A 16,619-nucleotide genomic window follows, 5' to 3' on the forward strand; every position below is an offset into this window, starting at 1 on the left:
TGCGAAAGCTAATTCATATATGTTTTGGTGTAATAAAAAACCAGGAAGCGTTTAAGCTCCAAGAAAGTTAAATACGGCCTTGAAGCTTAAAATGAGAGATGGTATCTACAGGTGTTGAGCTTGGCCTTATTTAAAAGCCAAAGCGCGACATAAAATCGCACCTACGCTTTTGTTAAGAGTGGTGTTTGCAATGATGTAGGTGAGGTTTTATACCTCGCTTAAAAATACATTTTTTACCATTGAAAAATGAATTTCTGTTCTGTGTAGCGCTTAAAAGTAATGAGGCAATTAACTCTGCTATTCGCCTCATTGCATGAGGCAAATAAATTGTTATTCGCCTCACCATGTGAGGCGAATAGGTGTTTAGGTGAGCTTTGTAGAGTTGATTGGGGTAATGATCTAGTTACTAGAGGGCAAAGCGCGATGTAAAATCGCGCCTACAATTTAAAAGCTTCGCTTTTCGCGCGAGCAAGCTGAGCGCCTACAGGTGTTTGGGTGAGCTTTGTAGCGTTGATTGGGAGTTATGAACCAGAGTTACTAGAGGACAAAGCGCGATGTAAAATCGCACCTACGGTTTTGTTCAGTGCAGTGGTTTAATTATTGTAGGTGAGGTTTTATCTATGAATCTTTGTTTAGCTCTGTAATCGCTTTAATACTAAATGCGTGCATAGTTATGTAGTGTTGCTTTTTAATGATTGTTTTTACGATACTTTGATCAATATTTAAGTAATCGTGAACAAGAGCATTTCGTAAGCCTATAATTTTACGCCATGACAGTAGTTCTGCCTCGCTCAAAAAGCCTAAATGAGTAAGTTCGCTAAATGTTTGATAGGCGTTGCTACTGGTACTACTTTTGTGCTGCTTTAGCCAATGCTTTGATAAACCAATACACACCGCGGTCATTAACTGTAGTAATCGCTCTGCAGCTCGGTAGTCTCTACTATTAAGTGAATCGATTTGACTGAGTTCGTCGAGTTCTTGCATATATTCGTCAATATGGCGTGTTACTTCACTTAAATAAAGTGTAATTCCGGTATCAGTCATGTTTACTCGCTATGGTTTCAAATTCGAACTGGCTATTTATACGCTGCTGCTCTTTCATCGCTCTAACACTATTATTGCTTATAATTATTTTTCCATATTCAATAACGTTGAAAGCTAAATAACTTGGAATAATATTTATATCAACAATCGAAATAAGTTGTTCGTTAAGATTAAGTGCATTACTTATTTCAAGCTCAAGCTCTTTTGGCCTAAGGCGCTTATCGAACGATTCCAGATCAAAGTTTTTAAATGCTATGGCTAAGTCAATGTCACTATGGGGCTGGGCTGTCCCTTTTGCGTGGGAGCCATATAGCCAAACTACATCAATGTCGGTGTTTTGATGTAAATACTCAATTATTTTTTGTATAACTTCATTTGCCACGAAAAGTAACCATTGATAAAAACAGTAATAATAACCTGTCAGTTTTATAGTGAACATTAAAACTGATATTTGTTTTATTTAATTTAAAAGCTTCGCTTTTCGCGCGAGCAAGCTTTGCGCCTACAGGTGTTTAGGCGGGCTTTGTAGCGTTGATTGGGAGTTATGAGCCGTTACTAAAGAGCTAAGCGCGATGTAAAATCGCACCTACAATTTAAAAGCCTCGGTTTCCTCTTATTCCAACCGCGTTACTTTTACTTTTATTTTTCCGGCATTAGCGCCGTAAAAGCGGCTTAAGTCGTTTGCAAATGGGCAAAACTCGCCAGATTTATCCATTTTAATATCGGCGCCGTTGGCTATTTCAAAAAGGTGGTCGTCGTTTTTATTTATAGCACCAATAAGTGAAAACCATTGTGCACGAGGAAATCGTCTAAATGGTTCAAGCACAGCCATGGGGATTTCTTTTACGCCAAGTTGTACGTTATCGCGGTTCCAGCCTAATGGCGTGCACTTTATGCCATCGTCAAACCAGTATTGATTTGGGTATGGGGTAAAGCGGTACGTAGCGCCTTGCTCTAGCATAAGGCCGGTTGCGTTATATTGCTCTGAGGCAAATACCATTACATCTTGGCTTTGGTTAATGCTCAGCACATTCATGTTTTGATTAGCCAGTTCTATATGTTGGCTTAAACCAATAAAGCTAAGTGTGGTGTTGTCGTTATAGCTAATTTTGTAATGCAGTTTTTTAAGCGATTCTGGGCGGTAACTGGTTAGCTTATTAATGCGTTCGGCTACGCTGTAGTGCACTAAAGGCTCAAGGTTGCTGGCTTCGTCATCAATTAATACATAGCACTGCCTATCTACTAATTTAAAAAATGGGTTAAACCAAAAGTAATTTTGTTGGTGACTTAATGCGAGCGGATCGGGCGTTACGGTTACGTCATCTTGTGCTACTAAGTTGCTATCGGGAAGTAGGGTTTCGTAATCTATATCGTGGCTAGTGAGTAACGAAATATTAAGCGGTTGTTCTATTAACCACTCAAGTGCGTAGCGCAAGCAAATATCGGCTAGGCCATCGCGGTAGTAACCGCCGCCAATGTCTGAATGCGCTCCTGCAAACCATAGCTCGGTAATATTGCTTTGATGGTTCATGAGTGTGGGTTCAAACGCGCGGCGTTTTTCATCAAGGGCTACGCAGTGCAGCGCGTGAGTAATGTTGTTGGCAATGGTGTGGTTTTCAAAAATAACGTGCTCTGCGCCGCGTGTGGCTTTACTTACTTTTGATAAGCCAATAGAGGCGACGGTATCAAATACACATACGTAAACATTATCAGCAATTAAAGGCTCTAGGATTTTGGCAAAACGCCTAGCAAGTGCACCGCCTCGGCTAAAACCCGTTAGCAGTATGGCATCGCCTATTAGGTAGTGAGCTTTAAAGTCGCTTAATGCTTGATTTAAAATACTGGCTACGTCGTCACCACGAGGTGCAAGGGTTTGGTTTAAAATGCGTTTAAGGCGGCTGCCTTTAGTGCCAATACCTTGATAATAAAAACTGAGTTGGTTAGCAAAAGGAGTAATGGGGGAGTCTTCTAATTTACCGCCAAGCAGTAAATGCAATTTTAGGATGTTGGTAATATTAGAGTCTTCTTTAAAATGCTCTGAGCTAAATTGCTCTGCATCACGGGGCTCGTTTCCTGTGCCGTCAAAATTAAAAATTAGCGTTTTACCCGTCATAACCCAATTTCCTTAGTTGTTTTAAATACTCTACACAGACAATGTTAAATATTAAAGACAATATTTAGGTTAGTAACAAATACGCCAACTAATTTGTTGGCGTATTAAAAGTGCGGGTTATAGGCTATTAAAAGTATAGTGATTTAGCTGCGTGCCCTCTGCGGGTTTTAATGCGGGGTTTAACTTAATTAATTGCTCGTAAACCTCAGGATAAAACGTTTTTAATCGTGCTGCGCGAGAAAGGTGATTCGGTTCAATTTTTTCAACAAGCTGTAAGGCTAAAGGAATCATTGGGCTTAACTCCCCTTTGGTGTAGCTTTGTTCTAGCGCTAAGTCGAGTATATCTACGCCTAATTTTTCTGAATCAGCGGGTATTTTATTGTCAATTAGAAATTGGACTGCCTCGACAGAAGACGATGCGGCTTGTACATAAACGTCGCGCCCATACGTATCGGTAATCGAAAAATCAAAACCAGCTTGTTTAAGCTTTTGCCATTGCTCAAGCGGAAAACGACTTAATCTTGCTAAATCACTCGGTGGCTTAGGTTCAACTCGGCTTTGCCAGATCGTTATAAAGTCATGAGGCTCTAATAGTAGGAATGTAAAAAGTGTATCGGTTTCTGTTTGAGTTAATGGTGTACTAAGGCTGTACTCATAAGCTTTTTGGTAATCTTTTTTAGACAAATATTGGCTGAACGCGCTATGACTTCTATCGTTTGAAAGCTGATTGCTTAGTATACTCCACCAGTAATTAACTAATACGGGGTCTTGTTCTTGTAAAACATATTCGAAGTTATTACCTTGCTCTTTTTTTACCTCTAGCACCGTATTATATGCTCGCATAGTAGAGTGTAATTGTTCAGTAGCGCTTAACTGCTGCTGTAATAGTTCACAGTTTTGTCTTTTATTATCTAGATCTTTCTTTTGTTGCTTCAAATCTACTAAAAAACGTGCAACATCAGAATTATCGGGCTCACTCACTTGGGGCAATGTGGCGTTGTCTATTTTACCAATAGGGTTAAAGTAAGCATATTGCTCAGGGTTTTCCTGCCCATTAATATAGACGCCTTGCTGGTAAATAAAATCACTTACAAAAGAAACGCCTTTGCTATTTAGGTAGTCACTAGCATTGCCGATATGAGCTTTATAGCCTTGCTCTGTAAGGTAGTTTAACATTTGAGTATGCTTTGCATCTAAAGGGGCTAGCGTTAAGTTACCACTTTTAGGCAGGCTTACTATTGCTACGTCTAAACCCGTAAATAAGCCTGGCTGATTGGTTGGTGTTACGCCTAGTTGCTGCAGTGCTTTTACAAGCGGTAAATTAAACTGGCTTACGGCAATATCAGCCATGTTATATAAAACAGAATTTTCTTCGTACAGCGGCATAGCATCCAGTGCCGGCACCTGCTTCATAAGCGCAAAAATATACTCATTAGGAATGTTGTTTTTAATCGCAGTAGCTACTTCATTTACTGTAAATTGATTAGATGAAATTGCCTGCTCAAACTCTTTTGGCGTAAATTTATTTGCATTAAGCACAAACAATGTAGCCGGGGAAATAACCTCACTGCCTTCAAGTTTAATAAACGTTTTAGAGTAAGTGGTAAATGTATCTGAGTTGTTTAATAAAGCATAAAGGGTTTCTTTTTGTACATTTTCATCAAGGGGTACACTCAGAGTAAGTCCTGGAGGGCTATGCTTATTATCTCCAAGCTGTTGAATCATTTCTTTTACTTTATCATTGGTGAAGCCTTTAATTGCCTCAATGCCTTGCCAATTAGCTAATTCGTTTAAAGAGCTAGTAATATTAAGCTGCTGCTTTTGCTCAGCAACTATAGCATCTCTTAAAAAGGCAATATATTGACGCTTATAGATTCCTGATAGGGTTGCATACTTTAAAAGCGTGGGGACCGACGTCCCTTTTTTAAGCTCACTCACAAAAAATGAAACAAGCGATTGGTTTAAATTATTTATTTTTATATGTTGTTGCTGTGATTGATCTCTACAAAGGCGAATATCTTTTTTTAGATCTGTGACTATTCTTAGCGGTGTGCCTTCTACGGGCTGCTTTTTATTAACTAAATTAGGCTCAGTGGCATTTGGTGCAGCCACGTTGGTCTGCTCTACAGCGGCTGTGTTAGGCTGGGTTTTAAATAGATATACTGCCAAAGCCGCTATAATTATAAGTCCGAGAAGTAGCTTTTTCATAACCGCCAATCCTTTGATGTTATTAAAATATTCTCACATCGTACTACTTTAGGTACGCAAAGTGCAAAAAAGCTTTAAGAGATAATACTTATTAACTCTTAAAGCTTTTTTGTGGTTTTGTGAGCGTACTTAATTTATTAGTGCAACTTCATTTTAGGGCGCACTACACGCAGCACTTTTTCGCTTATCCATAATGCAAAGGTTTTTGCGCTACCGTGTATGGCGCGTTGGTGCATACGGTATAAAGATATATACATAAAGCGGGCAATTTTACCTTCAATAAAAAAGGTATTGCTGGTTAGGTTGCCCATTAAATTACCCACAGTACTGTAGCTTGATAAGTTAACAAGTGAGCCATGATCGCTGTATTTAAAGCCGCGTAGTGGTTGCTGCTTTAGCGTTGCGATTAGATTTTTTTCGACGCACTGCGCCATTTGATGCGCCGATTGTGCTCGAGGTGGTACTTGCTTGCCATCGGCTTGGGTAAATGCGCAGCAATCGCCTAATACAAAAATGCTTTCGTCAACGGTGCTTTGTAAAAACTCGTTTACTTGAATTTGGTTGCTACGCGTCAGCTCAAAAATACCTAAGTCTTTAATAAAGTCAGGTGCTTTTACGCCTGCTGCCCACACCATAATATCGGCATCAATGTGTTCTTCGTCTTTGGTGATAAAGCCTTGTGCGGTGCCTTCTTTTACTTGCGTTTGTTCGCGCACGTTTACGCCAAGCTTTAATAGCTCGCGTTTAGCACTTACGGCAATACGCTCTGGTAATGCTGGTAAAATACGTGGTCCGGCTTCTATTAAGTGAATATGCAAACGCTTAGACGACATATTTGTTAAGCCATAAAGCTTTAATAGCTCAGACACATGATAAAGCTCAGCTGAGAGCTCAACACCGGTAGCACCGCCGCCAACAATGGCAATATTAAGTGATTGCTGTTGGTTGTCGTCTTGGTGAAGGCGCGTAAAGCTATCTAGTAATGAGTGCTGAAAGCGCTCTGCTTGTTGGTTTGAGTCTAAAAAGTAGCAGTGATCTTTTATACCTGGGGTATTAAAGTCGTTACTTACGCTGCCAATGGCAATGACTAGGTGGTCGTAGCGCACGGTGCGCTCGGGTAAAATTGTGTGGCCTAGCTCGTCTAAAAGTGGTGCAAGGGTAACTGTTTTATTGCTTTGATCTATATTGCAAAAAGTACCAAGTTGAAAGTTATAGTGGTGTTTTGCAGCATGGGCTGAATACACAACGCCATCTAAATCGGGGTCAATAGAGCCTGTCGCTACTTCGTGCAGTAACGGCTTCCATATGTGGGTACGGTTTTTGTCTATTAGTAGAATTTCAGCTTGTTTTTTCTTTCCTAATTTATGACCTAATTGCGTTGCGAGTTCTAATCCGCCAGCACCACCGCCAATAACGACGATTTTAGGTGTAGTAATATTCATAACGTTGCCCTCAAAAATAATATACCCAAGTGATCTGTATTTTTATTAGTTTTTTAAGATGACTTGGGTATCAATAAATTATTTTGGCAACAAGCAGTTACTACTCATTTTATGGGTGCCTAGTTTGCGCCTAAATAAAACCGATGTCAGCAATAAATAATGTTATTTGTTGTATACTGAGTTGCAAATATTTCATACACACCGAGTTGCAAATATTTTATCTACACCGCAATTTTATAAGCATGACTATTGTTTAGCCATCAAAAGGACATTTATGACCACGCCATTAATTCAATCACTTGAGCAGCACTTTGGTTTTAGCCAATTTAGAACAGGGCAACAACAAACTATAGAGCAGCTTTTAAATGGTCAATCGTCGTTGGCTATATTTCCGACCGGTTCGGGTAAATCGTTGTGCTATCAATTAACTGCGTTGCATTTACCAAATTTAACGTTAGTTGTTTCGCCTTTACTAGCATTGATGAAAGATCAAATTAGCTTTTTAAATAGCAAAGGTATTTACGCGGCAAGCCTTGATTCGAGCCAAGATCAAATGCAAAGCAGCACCGTAATGAATGATGTGCGAAATGGTAAAATTAAAGTATTAATGGTGTCGGTTGAGCGCTTTAAAAACGAGCGTTTTAGAGAGTTTATAAGCCAGGTGGCGCTTTCGATGTTAGTGGTAGACGAAGCGCACTGTATATCTGAATGGGGCCATAACTTTAGACCCGACTACCTTAAACTACCGCGATACCGCGAAGAGCTAAATATTCCACTGGTACTATTACTCACCGCCACAGCCACTAAAAAAGTAAAACGCGACATGAGCGAGCGTTTTAATATTGCCCCAGAGTGTATTGTACAAACCGGCTTTTATCGCGCTAACCTCGATTTAAGTGTGCTAAGTGTAAAAACGGCTGATAAAAACACTGAGCTTACAAACATAGTGCGTGCGCAAAATGGCCCAGGTATTGTGTATGTAACGCTTCAGCAAAGTGCCGAACAAGTGGCTAATACGCTAAGTGCGCAAGGTATTCAAGCGGTTGCGTATCATGCAGGGCTTGAAGATACGCTACGCTGGCAAATTCAAGATGATTTTATGGCGGGTAAAATTAACGTTGTTGTGGCAACCATAGCCTTTGGTATGGGCGTTGATAAGTCAGATATTCGTTTTGTTATACATTACGATTTACCAAAATCGATTGAAAACTACAGCCAAGAAATTGGCCGAGCAGGGCGCGATGGCAATCCATCAAACTGCTACACCCTTGCCAATTTAGATGGGCTAAATACGGTTGAAAACTTTGTATATGGCGACACCCCTGAGCTTAGCGGTATTGAATACGTAATTAACGATATTCGCCAAAGCCACCAGCAATGGGAAATGCAAGAATACAGCTTATCAAGCGAAAGTAATATTAGACAACTGGCACTTAAAACCTTACTTGTACAACTAGAAATGCAAGGCGCTATAACGCCGCAATATGCCTACTACGCTGATTTTAAATATAAATTTTTGGTCGATAAAAACGAGCTACTAAGCCAGTTTGACGAGCAACGCCAAGCATTTTTAACACAAATATTTAGCCATACCGATTTTAAAAAAATATGGGGCACGCTAAATTTTGACTCCCTTACGCAAGCCGCGCAGGTTGATCGAAAACGCGTAGTGGCAGCCCTTGATTACCTAGCCGAAAAAAACCTAATAACGCTCGAAACCAAACGTATTACCCAAGTATACAAAGTGCATAGCGAGGTTATAAATAACCCAGAACTTGCCCAGCAACTACACGACTACTTTAGTGATAAAGAACAAGCCGAAATTAAACGTATTGCTGCACTGGTACGCTTTTTTGAGCTACAAAGTTGCTTAAGCTATAACTTAGCGCGCTATTTTGACGATCAAAACGCACCACAGCAATGTGGGCATTGTAGTGTGTGTAGAGGTCATGCGGTTAAGCTTGAATACTCTATAGAGCCTGCATATGTTGAGGAGCAACTTATTTATCAAAAGGTGGATGAGTTTTTAGCGCATATGGCAGACAAAGGTAATCATAATGTGGGTATTGAAACCCAATGCCGCTTTTTAGCGGGGATGAGTGTGCCATTATTTGCGCGTAATAAAGTGCGCCAATTGAGTGGTTTTGCACTGTGCGAGCAAATGCGTTACAGCGATATAAAAGCAAAACTACTAGCGCGTTAAATTAGTTACTGTATCCTAGTGGCTTATTCAAAAAAGTAAGCCACTATGCCTCATATTGTTATTCCTGTTGAAAATATTTCTACTACCCCAGAGCCTGTTACGTGTGCTAACTGCCAAGCCTGTTGTTGCCAATTAGAAGTGCGCATAGTAACCGACACCGGCGTGCCTTTTAACTACATTGAATACGATAAATGGGGCAGCGAAGTAATGAAACGCGCTGACGACGGTTGGTGCCAAGCACTCGACCGCAATACGCTTATGTGCTCTATTTACGAAAACCGCCCATTAGTTTGCCGCGAGTTTGAAATGGCCTCAGACGAGTGTATTACCGAGCGCGATTTAGCGGGTATATAGTCCGCTATTATTAAAGTACATAAACATCAAAGGGGCTTAAAAGCCCCTTTGTTTATTACTTACTATAAAAATTAAACTTTAAAGTAGCTAATATACTTTTTAAGCGTGTTTGAAAGGTCAGCTAATGCAACGGCTTCTTGTGCGTTACTGTTAAGCGACATGCTGGTTTCTTTAGACATACTGGCAATTTCTTCCACGCCGGTACTAATTTGCGCCACGGTGGCTACTTGGTTTGATGTTGATTCAACAATTTCAAGCACGTTACTTAATGAATCGTTAGCTTGTTGCTGTATTTGATGCAGTAACTCGTTTGCCTCATGGGTAAGCGTTAGGCCATTTTCTACTTGCGGTACTGTGGTTTCCATAGCTGTTACCGACGCTTGCGTGTTTTCTTGCACTTGCAAAATCATCTTTTCAATGTCGCCTGTTGCATCACCAGTACGCTGGGCAAGTTGCCTTACCTCGTCAGCTACAACAGCAAAACCTCGGCCAGTTTCGCCTGCTCTTGCAGCTTCTATTGCCGCATTTAGTGCAAGCAAGTTTGTTTGATCAGAAATGCTGCGGATCACACTTAAAATATCGCCAATGTGTTTTACATGCTCTTGCAGCACATTTACTTGGGTAACTGTGGCTTTTACGGTTACTGAAATTTGCTCAATTTCCGCCGCTACTTTTTGCACTGCAATACTACCTTGCTGCGATAATTGTGCGGTTATTTTTGAGTTATCTTCTGTTTGTTTAACAGAGCCTGCAACTGCATTAATACTGCGGCTCATTTCTTCTAAGCTGCTTACTGCCGAGTTTGTATAGGTTACTTGTGCGTCAGCGGCACTAAGTGCTTGCTGCGAGCCAGACGCTACGCTTGCAGAGTGCGTAGAAAGCTCTTCAGATGAGTTAATAATGCTATCTACAATGGTTTTTAGTTTAGATTGCATCACCCCTACAGAAGCCATCATGCTATTTGGGCAACACGACTGTACATCACCTCTTAAATCGCCTTGGGCAATAAGGGCAATTACTTCGGCGGCTTCTTGTGGTTCGCCACCTACTGACTTTCTGATCAGTTGGCTAATAACATACGCAACGCTTGCACCTATTAAAATTGCAAGCGCGGTGAGCGAAATCATCCAAATTTCAAATGAACTGGCAATATCGAGAGTATCAATAGTGGTGGTTTGATTTGCTTGCTCTTGCAGATTTATAAATTGGTTTATAACATTTAGCCACTGGGTAAACGCAGGGCGCGCATCGGTTAATAAAATGCGTTTAGCTTCGTTTAGGTTTCCTGCATTTTTAGCGTTTATTACACCTTGAATAAAAGGCTGAGTACGCTGCTCTATTTGATTTATTTTATTAATTAAAGCGCGCTCTTCACTATTCATATCACCCATTAGCTTAGCCATAGCGCGGCTTGACGTTTGGTAAAATGCGTTTAGCTCTTGTATGTTATTTAACACGGTACTTAAACTGCTTTGCTCGGTAATTAGCACTACGTCGCGCACGGCTATTGCTCTGTCGTGTACGCTGCCTCTGAAGTTAATTGCGTAACGTTGCTTTACCGAATTTACGTCGGTCATGTGGGTAATGTTATTATTAATAAGGCTAACGCGCGAAATTCCAATAATGGTTAAAATAATCATCATTGATAAAATTACGCCAAAGCCGGTTGTTAAACGCATGTTTATGGTCATGGTTGATCCCAAGGGTGAGTCAATACGCGCAAGAGCAGCTTGTATTATTAGTGAAAATACTTAAACAATAGCAGCATTATGCCTTATTAATTAAAGTTTTATTAGCAATAAGGTAGGTGATTGTTAATTTAGTTTACAAGCGTAACTTTGGCGGGGCATATTTTACAGGTATTAAAAAAGGAGCAAAATGCTCCTTAGTGTTATATAAAAATATTATATAAAGGTTTAGTCGTACTTTGCTTCTAGCTCATTAGCTGTATGAAACTTCTCATGGCTTTGTAATTGCTCGTCGTATTTAACGAGGTTTTTAAAGTGCGCTAATTGACCTGAGTTTTTAACTATTTCAACAATAAACGACATCATAAAGTCAGCGCCCGTTAGGGTATCGCCCACTAAATAACGTTTACCTTCTAGGCGGTCGTTAAAGTAGCTAATTACTTTAGCTGTTTCAGCGTCGGCATAGCCTTCTAAAAACTGTGTTTTAGCGCCGTCTTTTAGTACAAACATTTTAAGTAAAAGCGGTAAAATTGCTGAGCTTTCTGCAAAGTGCAGCCACTGTTGGTAGTCAACATATTCAGCGGTATCTACTTTTGGAGCAAATTTACCATTGCCGTATTTAGTAATAAGGTAATCAGTAATAGCGCCAGATTCAGCAATAATTAAACCGCCGTCTTCAATTACCGGTGACTTACCAAGTTGATGAATATGCTTTAGTTCATCAGGCGCTAAAAATGTATCTTTATTACGCTGATAAGCCACAATTTCGTAGTCAACATCTAGCTCTTCTAAAAGCCAAATTATACGTTTAGAACGGGATTTATTTAAATGGTGTAGTTTAATCATGTCAGTCCTTTTTTGGCTTGTAAGGGCTTTGCCTTACAAGCCGTATAAAATTAAAGTGGGTTATTAATTTTAACCACAGTTTTACCAAAGTTTTTACCGCATATCATATCGTTGAACGCATCTACTGTATTTTCGATGCCTTCTACCATGTGCTCACGGTATTGAATTTTTCCGTCTTGTAGCCATTTTTGCATGTCTTGTGCAAACTCGTCGTAACGGTCGCCGTAATCATCAAAAATGATAAAGCCTTGCATTTTAATACGCTTAGTAAGCAATTGACCCATTAGCATACCTAAACGGTCTGGGCCTTCTGGCAAGCTAGTAGCGTTATATTGCGATACTAAACCACACAATGGTACGCGTGCTGCGGTATTTAGTAATGGTAGTACGGCGTCGAATACTTTACCGCCCACATTTTCGTAGTAAACATCAATGCCTTTATCACAGGCTTTTTCTAACTGCTCTGCAAAGTCATCAGCTTTGTGATCAATACAGGCATCAAACCCTAGTTTTTCAACGGCGTGTGCACATTTTTCGCTACCACCAGCAACACCCACTACTTTACAGCCTTTAATTTTAGCTATTTGACCAACCGTTGCGCCTACAGGGCCTGTTGCTGCTGCAACAACTACGGTTTCGCCTTCTTTAGGCTGGCCAATATCAAGTAAACCCATGTAAGCAGTAAAGCCAGGCATACCCATAATACCTAATGCGTATGAAGGGTTTGCAGGCTCTTTACCTAACTGCATTAAGCCTTCGCCGTCGGTAATGGCGTAGTCTTGCCAACCTGTGTAGGCAAGTACCCATTCGCCTTCGTTAAACTTATCGTTTTTAGACTCTTCTACTTGGCACACTGTTGCGCCAACCATTACATCGCCAATATTAACAGGGTCAGCATACGACTTAGCATCGCTCATACGACCACGCATGTACGGGTCTAGCGATAGGTAAATAGTACGTAGTAAAACTTCACCGTCTTTTAAAGCCGAAAGCTCTACCGTTTTTAATTTAAAGTTTTCATCTGTTGGAGCGCCATTAGGGCGTGATTCAAGAGTAAGTTGGCGACTAGTCGTAGACATAAAAGATCTCCTATTAATATAAATAAACTACTTACCGAATGTTTACGCTTTAAAAATCGTGTTCAGCTAAACAATAATGCGCGGCTAAGCAGTATGAATATGTACAATGCGTACCTTAATAAAGGAGTTTTGGGCGGGTGGTTGATAATTCAACCTTTGCGCAAATTTAATTAGAGTAATTAGTCTGCTTTGAGCTTACTAAATATATGATTGTTGTAAAGTACTCCGTTTTTATAAATGGCCTGTTTAAGCACAGCCTCTTGCTCAAAGCCGCTCTTAGTAAGTGCTTTCATAGAGCCAGTATTACCAGCAATCACGGCACCAAAAATTCTGTTTAAGTGTGAGCTTGCAAACGCTTCATTGCATATAAGTTCAATAGCGCGAGTAATAATACCTTGCCCCCAATAGGCTTTATTAAGCCAATAACCAATTTCGCCACTGCGTTTGTATTCAAATTCGCCGGGAGTTATACCAATACAGCCCGCAAATTGCCCATTTACAACAATGGCCTTAATAATGCCGTTTTTTGAGCCTTGGCTTATCCACCAGTTTGCATCGGCTTGCGTATACGGAAACGGAATTTTTGACGATAAATAACGCGTTACCTGTTCATCATTTAAGGTGTTAATAATAAAAGGTGCGTCTTGGGCTTTAAACTCTCTGAGGGTGATCATATTTTTTCATAAATTTTTAGTATGCACACTAACTTAACAATCATTTAAGAGTTAAACAATCAGAACCTAAATTAAACGCTTTACGGCTATTACTTTGTTTTAAAGTCCTCTAATATAAGCAAAATATTACACCTATTTTAGATGCCATTATGCACCCTCACATTAAAGCGCTTTATAACAGCGCCCTAAAACCAAGCCGTTTAATTATTGGTTTAATGAGCGGCACCTCGTTGGACGGGCTTGATGTTGCACTGTGTAAAATAACGGGCGCGGGCTTAAATACTCACATTGAGGTTTTAAATTTTACCACCGTTGACTACAACGACGATTATAAAACTAAAATAAAGCAGGTATTTGCCAAACGAGAGTGCGATTTAGAGCTTGTAACTTTACTGCACCCGTGGGTAGGTAAACTCCATGGCAATATGGTTAACCAGTGCTTACATACTTGGCAAATAGACCCGGCAAGTATTGATGTAATAGCAAGTCACGGGCAAACCATTTACCACTGCCCACAGTCGCAACATAATCATAAAAGCTTTACTAATGGCACCTTACAAATTGGCGATAGCGACCAAATAGCCGTTACTACGGGTATTACGACCATTGGTGATTTTAGGCAAAAACACATAGCCGCAGGAGGCGAGGGCGCACCGCTTGCTGTGTATGGCGATTATTTGTATTTTTCGAGCGCTGTGGAGAGTCGGATTTTGCTAAATATGGGCGGCATAGCTAACTTAACGTTTTTACCCAAAAATGGTGATGCAAACCGTGTGTTTAGCTCCGACATTGGCCCCGGTAATACCATTATGGATGCCTACGTACAGCAACATTTTAAAGATATGCATTATGACGATGGCGCAAAAATAGCTAAAGCAGGCAAGGTAAATACACCATTATTAAATGCATTGTGTAATAACGCATTTTTTAAACTCCCAATGCCTAAAACCACAGGGCCTGAGGTATTTAACTTAGCGTATTTAAACACCGCACAGCAGCTTACAAATACACAGCACTTAAGCCATGAAGATGTAATGGCCACCTTAAATACCTTTACAGCAACCGCTATAGCAAATGCATTAAACGAGTGTGCAGAGCGCGCACAAAATTGTGTGGTGTATGCAAGTGGTGGGGGTATTCATAACCCATTACTAATGGCGCAACTTACAACGCTTTGCCCACGTATTAAGGCTTTTAAAAATACCGACGATTTAGGTATTAACCCTGATGCAAAAGAGGCTGTGTTATTTGCTATTTTAGCAAACGAATGCCTAGCCGGAGAGCAGCAACACCTAAGTAACACCGCACAAGGTATTGCGGGAGTTACTATGGGTAAAGTAAGTTTTGCAGACTAGGGCGTGTTGGTCTTTGTGGATTGAAATTTGTTCAATCTAGAGGCGATTAAATCGCGGCGCGAGGTTTGTAACCCAGTGGGCTAAGTAAAAACCGAGCAAAGCTTCCGCGTCCTGCTCACGCCCCTTACCTACATCCATGTAGGCAACAAAGAGTTAATCGTCCCTAGAAAGAACCCAAAGGGCAGTGCATGTTTGGTATTTATGCTGCGTTATCGCCTATTTATGGGGAGTAACCACACTACATAGGCTCTGCCTTGCCTAAAAACCAAACATACTGCTGTAAATTCACCCACCAAAGTTCAACACGCCCTAACAACTTATAAGTAGTGTCGCGTAATTTAAGTGCAGTTTGCATTAAAACAGCGATAAAAACGTAGAGCCCATACTTGCAAAGTAGCTACGAACGCCCTGTGACTTGGTATGTTCAGTTTTTATTTGCTCAGGAATATAGCCTTGCTCAAATGCTTTAATGTACACATCGAGTTGCTGGCTTTCTTTTAAGGTCGTGTTTTTTCCGTGCAGCATCATTTGCACTACAAAACACTGGCTTTGTGTAATGTTACTTAAAGTAAGATTTACAGTACCAGATTCAAGGTCTGCATTGCTCAGCGTTTTTTCAGTAAAATACTGCGCCCCACGCGCACTGGGCTGCGTTGCACTTAGTGAAATAACATCGCTCTCATTTGCGCCATCAGGCAACACACACTGCAGCGTAATGTTATGCGCAGCATTGGCTTTTAGCGATAGCTTTTCATATTCCATAGCGTGGCTCATCGCCGCAGACATAGAATCATCAAATGATTGCAGTGCAAATGTTAGTTGCACTAAGGGTGTACTCATCTTACTTAATCTTCTTGAGTCTATTCATTTATCGGATAGAGATTATCGCGGATCAAAGTTACAGATTTATGACTAATTGCATTATTTAGTACAATTATTGAGTAGTTTGATCAAAGAGGATCTTTTTGTTCTTTCTCATCCAACTTTGGAATGTTTTATCACACATCTGGAATGAAGAGCCATATGTGGCAGTGCTTGTAGCGATGGTGCTTCCGTTCCTTATTTGGGTTCTTTTCATAGGGGACAGAATTTTGTTTTTAGGCTTAAACTAATTAAACAGAGATTCCCAACTAAAATTCTATACTTTATCTTTTTTGGTTTATTACTGTATGGATAGCGGTTTATTGTTGTACCTCATATTAATAGAGCGGTGTTAGCGGCCAAGATAAATGTCGCAATGAAAATGTTCTAAGGCGGTTATGAGCGAAAACCAGTTATTGAGATTGGCTAAATATAGTAGTTAATTGATTGGTCAAACTGCTTTTTGCGCATATATTCATGAAAATGCGCGCTGCGCGCAAATTGGATTATTAACTTCACCTAAAAACTTTAGAAAACTTAGTTATAGTAATACCTTAGGTAATTTGCTAAAACTATATAAAGTAGATAGATGAGCGTTATGTCGGCAGAAATATGCTTGATGAGCGTACTATTAAATTGTTGAACTAAGCCGCTACGCGGAGATCCTATTCTGACCATTTGAGCCACACTTACCTTGGGGTTATCCCATATTTGGAGGTAAGTAATGAATACACTCATTGAACAAGTCAAAA

Annotated in this window: 13 protein-coding genes; 3 read left to right on the plus strand and 10 right to left on the minus strand. The window is 40.3% G+C overall.

Translation table 11 applies throughout. The features are described 5' to 3' along the window. Positions 1-618: 618 nt before the first annotated feature. The 5 genes from hepT to H5159_RS20215 all read right to left on the minus strand — a co-directional run bounded on the left by hepT (position 619) and on the right by H5159_RS20215 (position 6,807). Positions 619-1,044, minus strand: coding sequence for a type VII toxin-antitoxin system HepT family RNase toxin (gene hepT, locus H5159_RS20195; protein WP_024599502.1), 426 nt, complete (start codon positions 1,042-1,044; stop codon positions 619-621). Then, entirely contained in the window at positions 1,037-1,426 is a 390-nt protein-coding gene (gene mntA / locus H5159_RS20200; RefSeq protein ID WP_182725328.1) for a type VII toxin-antitoxin system MntA family adenylyltransferase antitoxin, read from the minus strand. The genes hepT and mntA overlap by 8 nt, the downstream gene beginning before the upstream one ends. A 231-nt stretch (positions 1,427-1,657) precedes the next feature. Continuing rightward, complete coding sequence (locus tag H5159_RS20205; protein WP_154904082.1) at positions 1,658-3,157, minus strand: DUF2235 domain-containing protein; 1,500 nt, start codon at positions 3,155-3,157, stop codon at positions 1,658-1,660. 117 nt (positions 3,158-3,274) lie between these two features. Continuing rightward, the gene (locus tag H5159_RS20210) at positions 3,275-5,365 is read right to left on the minus strand and encodes a cupric reductase (RefSeq protein ID WP_182725329.1); all 2,091 of its coding nucleotides are present in this window, start codon (positions 5,363-5,365) and stop codon (positions 3,275-3,277) included. Positions 5,366-5,502: 137 nt separating this feature from the next. Next, complete coding sequence (locus tag H5159_RS20215; protein WP_002962796.1) at positions 5,503-6,807, minus strand: NAD(P)/FAD-dependent oxidoreductase; 1,305 nt, start codon at positions 6,805-6,807, stop codon at positions 5,503-5,505. A 274-nt stretch (positions 6,808-7,081) separates the two neighbouring features. On the opposite strand from H5159_RS20215, the gene H5159_RS20220 reads away from it, so the two are divergent. Together H5159_RS20220 and H5159_RS20225 are read left to right on the plus strand one after the other, a co-directional pair. Further along, entirely contained in the window at positions 7,082-9,010 is a 1,929-nt protein-coding gene (locus H5159_RS20220; RefSeq protein WP_182780928.1) for an ATP-dependent DNA helicase RecQ, read from the plus strand. A gap of 45 nt (positions 9,011-9,055) precedes the next feature. Further along, positions 9,056-9,364 carry a YkgJ family cysteine cluster protein gene (locus H5159_RS20225; RefSeq protein WP_002962790.1) on the plus strand — a complete coding sequence of 103 codons (309 nt, stop codon included), beginning with the start codon at positions 9,056-9,058 and terminating at the stop codon, positions 9,362-9,364. Between the two features lie 71 nt (positions 9,365-9,435). Here the strand turns inward: H5159_RS20225 and H5159_RS20230 are convergent, their stop codons facing one another. The 4 genes from H5159_RS20230 to H5159_RS20245 form a co-directional block, all read right to left on the minus strand. Then, positions 9,436-11,055 (minus strand): methyl-accepting chemotaxis protein, encoded by a 1,620-nt coding sequence (locus H5159_RS20230; protein ID WP_039488778.1) that lies wholly within the window; start codon positions 11,053-11,055, stop codon positions 9,436-9,438. A 225-nt stretch (positions 11,056-11,280) separates the two neighbouring features. Continuing rightward, positions 11,281-11,898 carry a glutathione S-transferase family protein gene (locus H5159_RS20235; protein ID WP_024597791.1) on the minus strand — a complete coding sequence of 206 codons (618 nt, stop codon included), beginning with the start codon at positions 11,896-11,898 and terminating at the stop codon, positions 11,281-11,283. A gap of 50 nt (positions 11,899-11,948) precedes the next feature. Further along, positions 11,949-12,977, minus strand: coding sequence for an NADP-dependent oxidoreductase (locus tag H5159_RS20240; RefSeq protein ID WP_182780929.1), 1,029 nt, complete (start codon positions 12,975-12,977; stop codon positions 11,949-11,951). A 179-nt stretch (positions 12,978-13,156) separates the two neighbouring features. Further along, positions 13,157-13,651 (minus strand): GNAT family N-acetyltransferase, encoded by a 495-nt coding sequence (locus tag H5159_RS20245; protein WP_182738933.1) that lies wholly within the window; start codon positions 13,649-13,651, stop codon positions 13,157-13,159. Between the two features lie 149 nt (positions 13,652-13,800). Here H5159_RS20245 and H5159_RS20250 point away from each other — a divergent pair, with 149 nt between their 5' ends. Next, on the plus strand, positions 13,801-15,006 hold the full coding sequence (locus tag H5159_RS20250) for an anhydro-N-acetylmuramic acid kinase (protein WP_182780930.1): 1,206 nt from the start codon (positions 13,801-13,803) through the stop codon (positions 15,004-15,006). A 354-nt stretch (positions 15,007-15,360) separates the two neighbouring features. Here H5159_RS20250 and H5159_RS20255 read toward each other — a convergent pair whose 3' ends face one another. After that, complete coding sequence (locus H5159_RS20255) at positions 15,361-15,846, minus strand: hypothetical protein (protein WP_010554987.1); 486 nt, start codon at positions 15,844-15,846, stop codon at positions 15,361-15,363. Positions 15,847-16,619: the final 773 nt, after the last annotated feature.

This window comes from Pseudoalteromonas sp. SG43-1 (assembly GCF_014164415.1).
GTDB lineage: Bacteria > Pseudomonadota > Gammaproteobacteria > Enterobacterales > Alteromonadaceae > Pseudoalteromonas > Pseudoalteromonas distincta.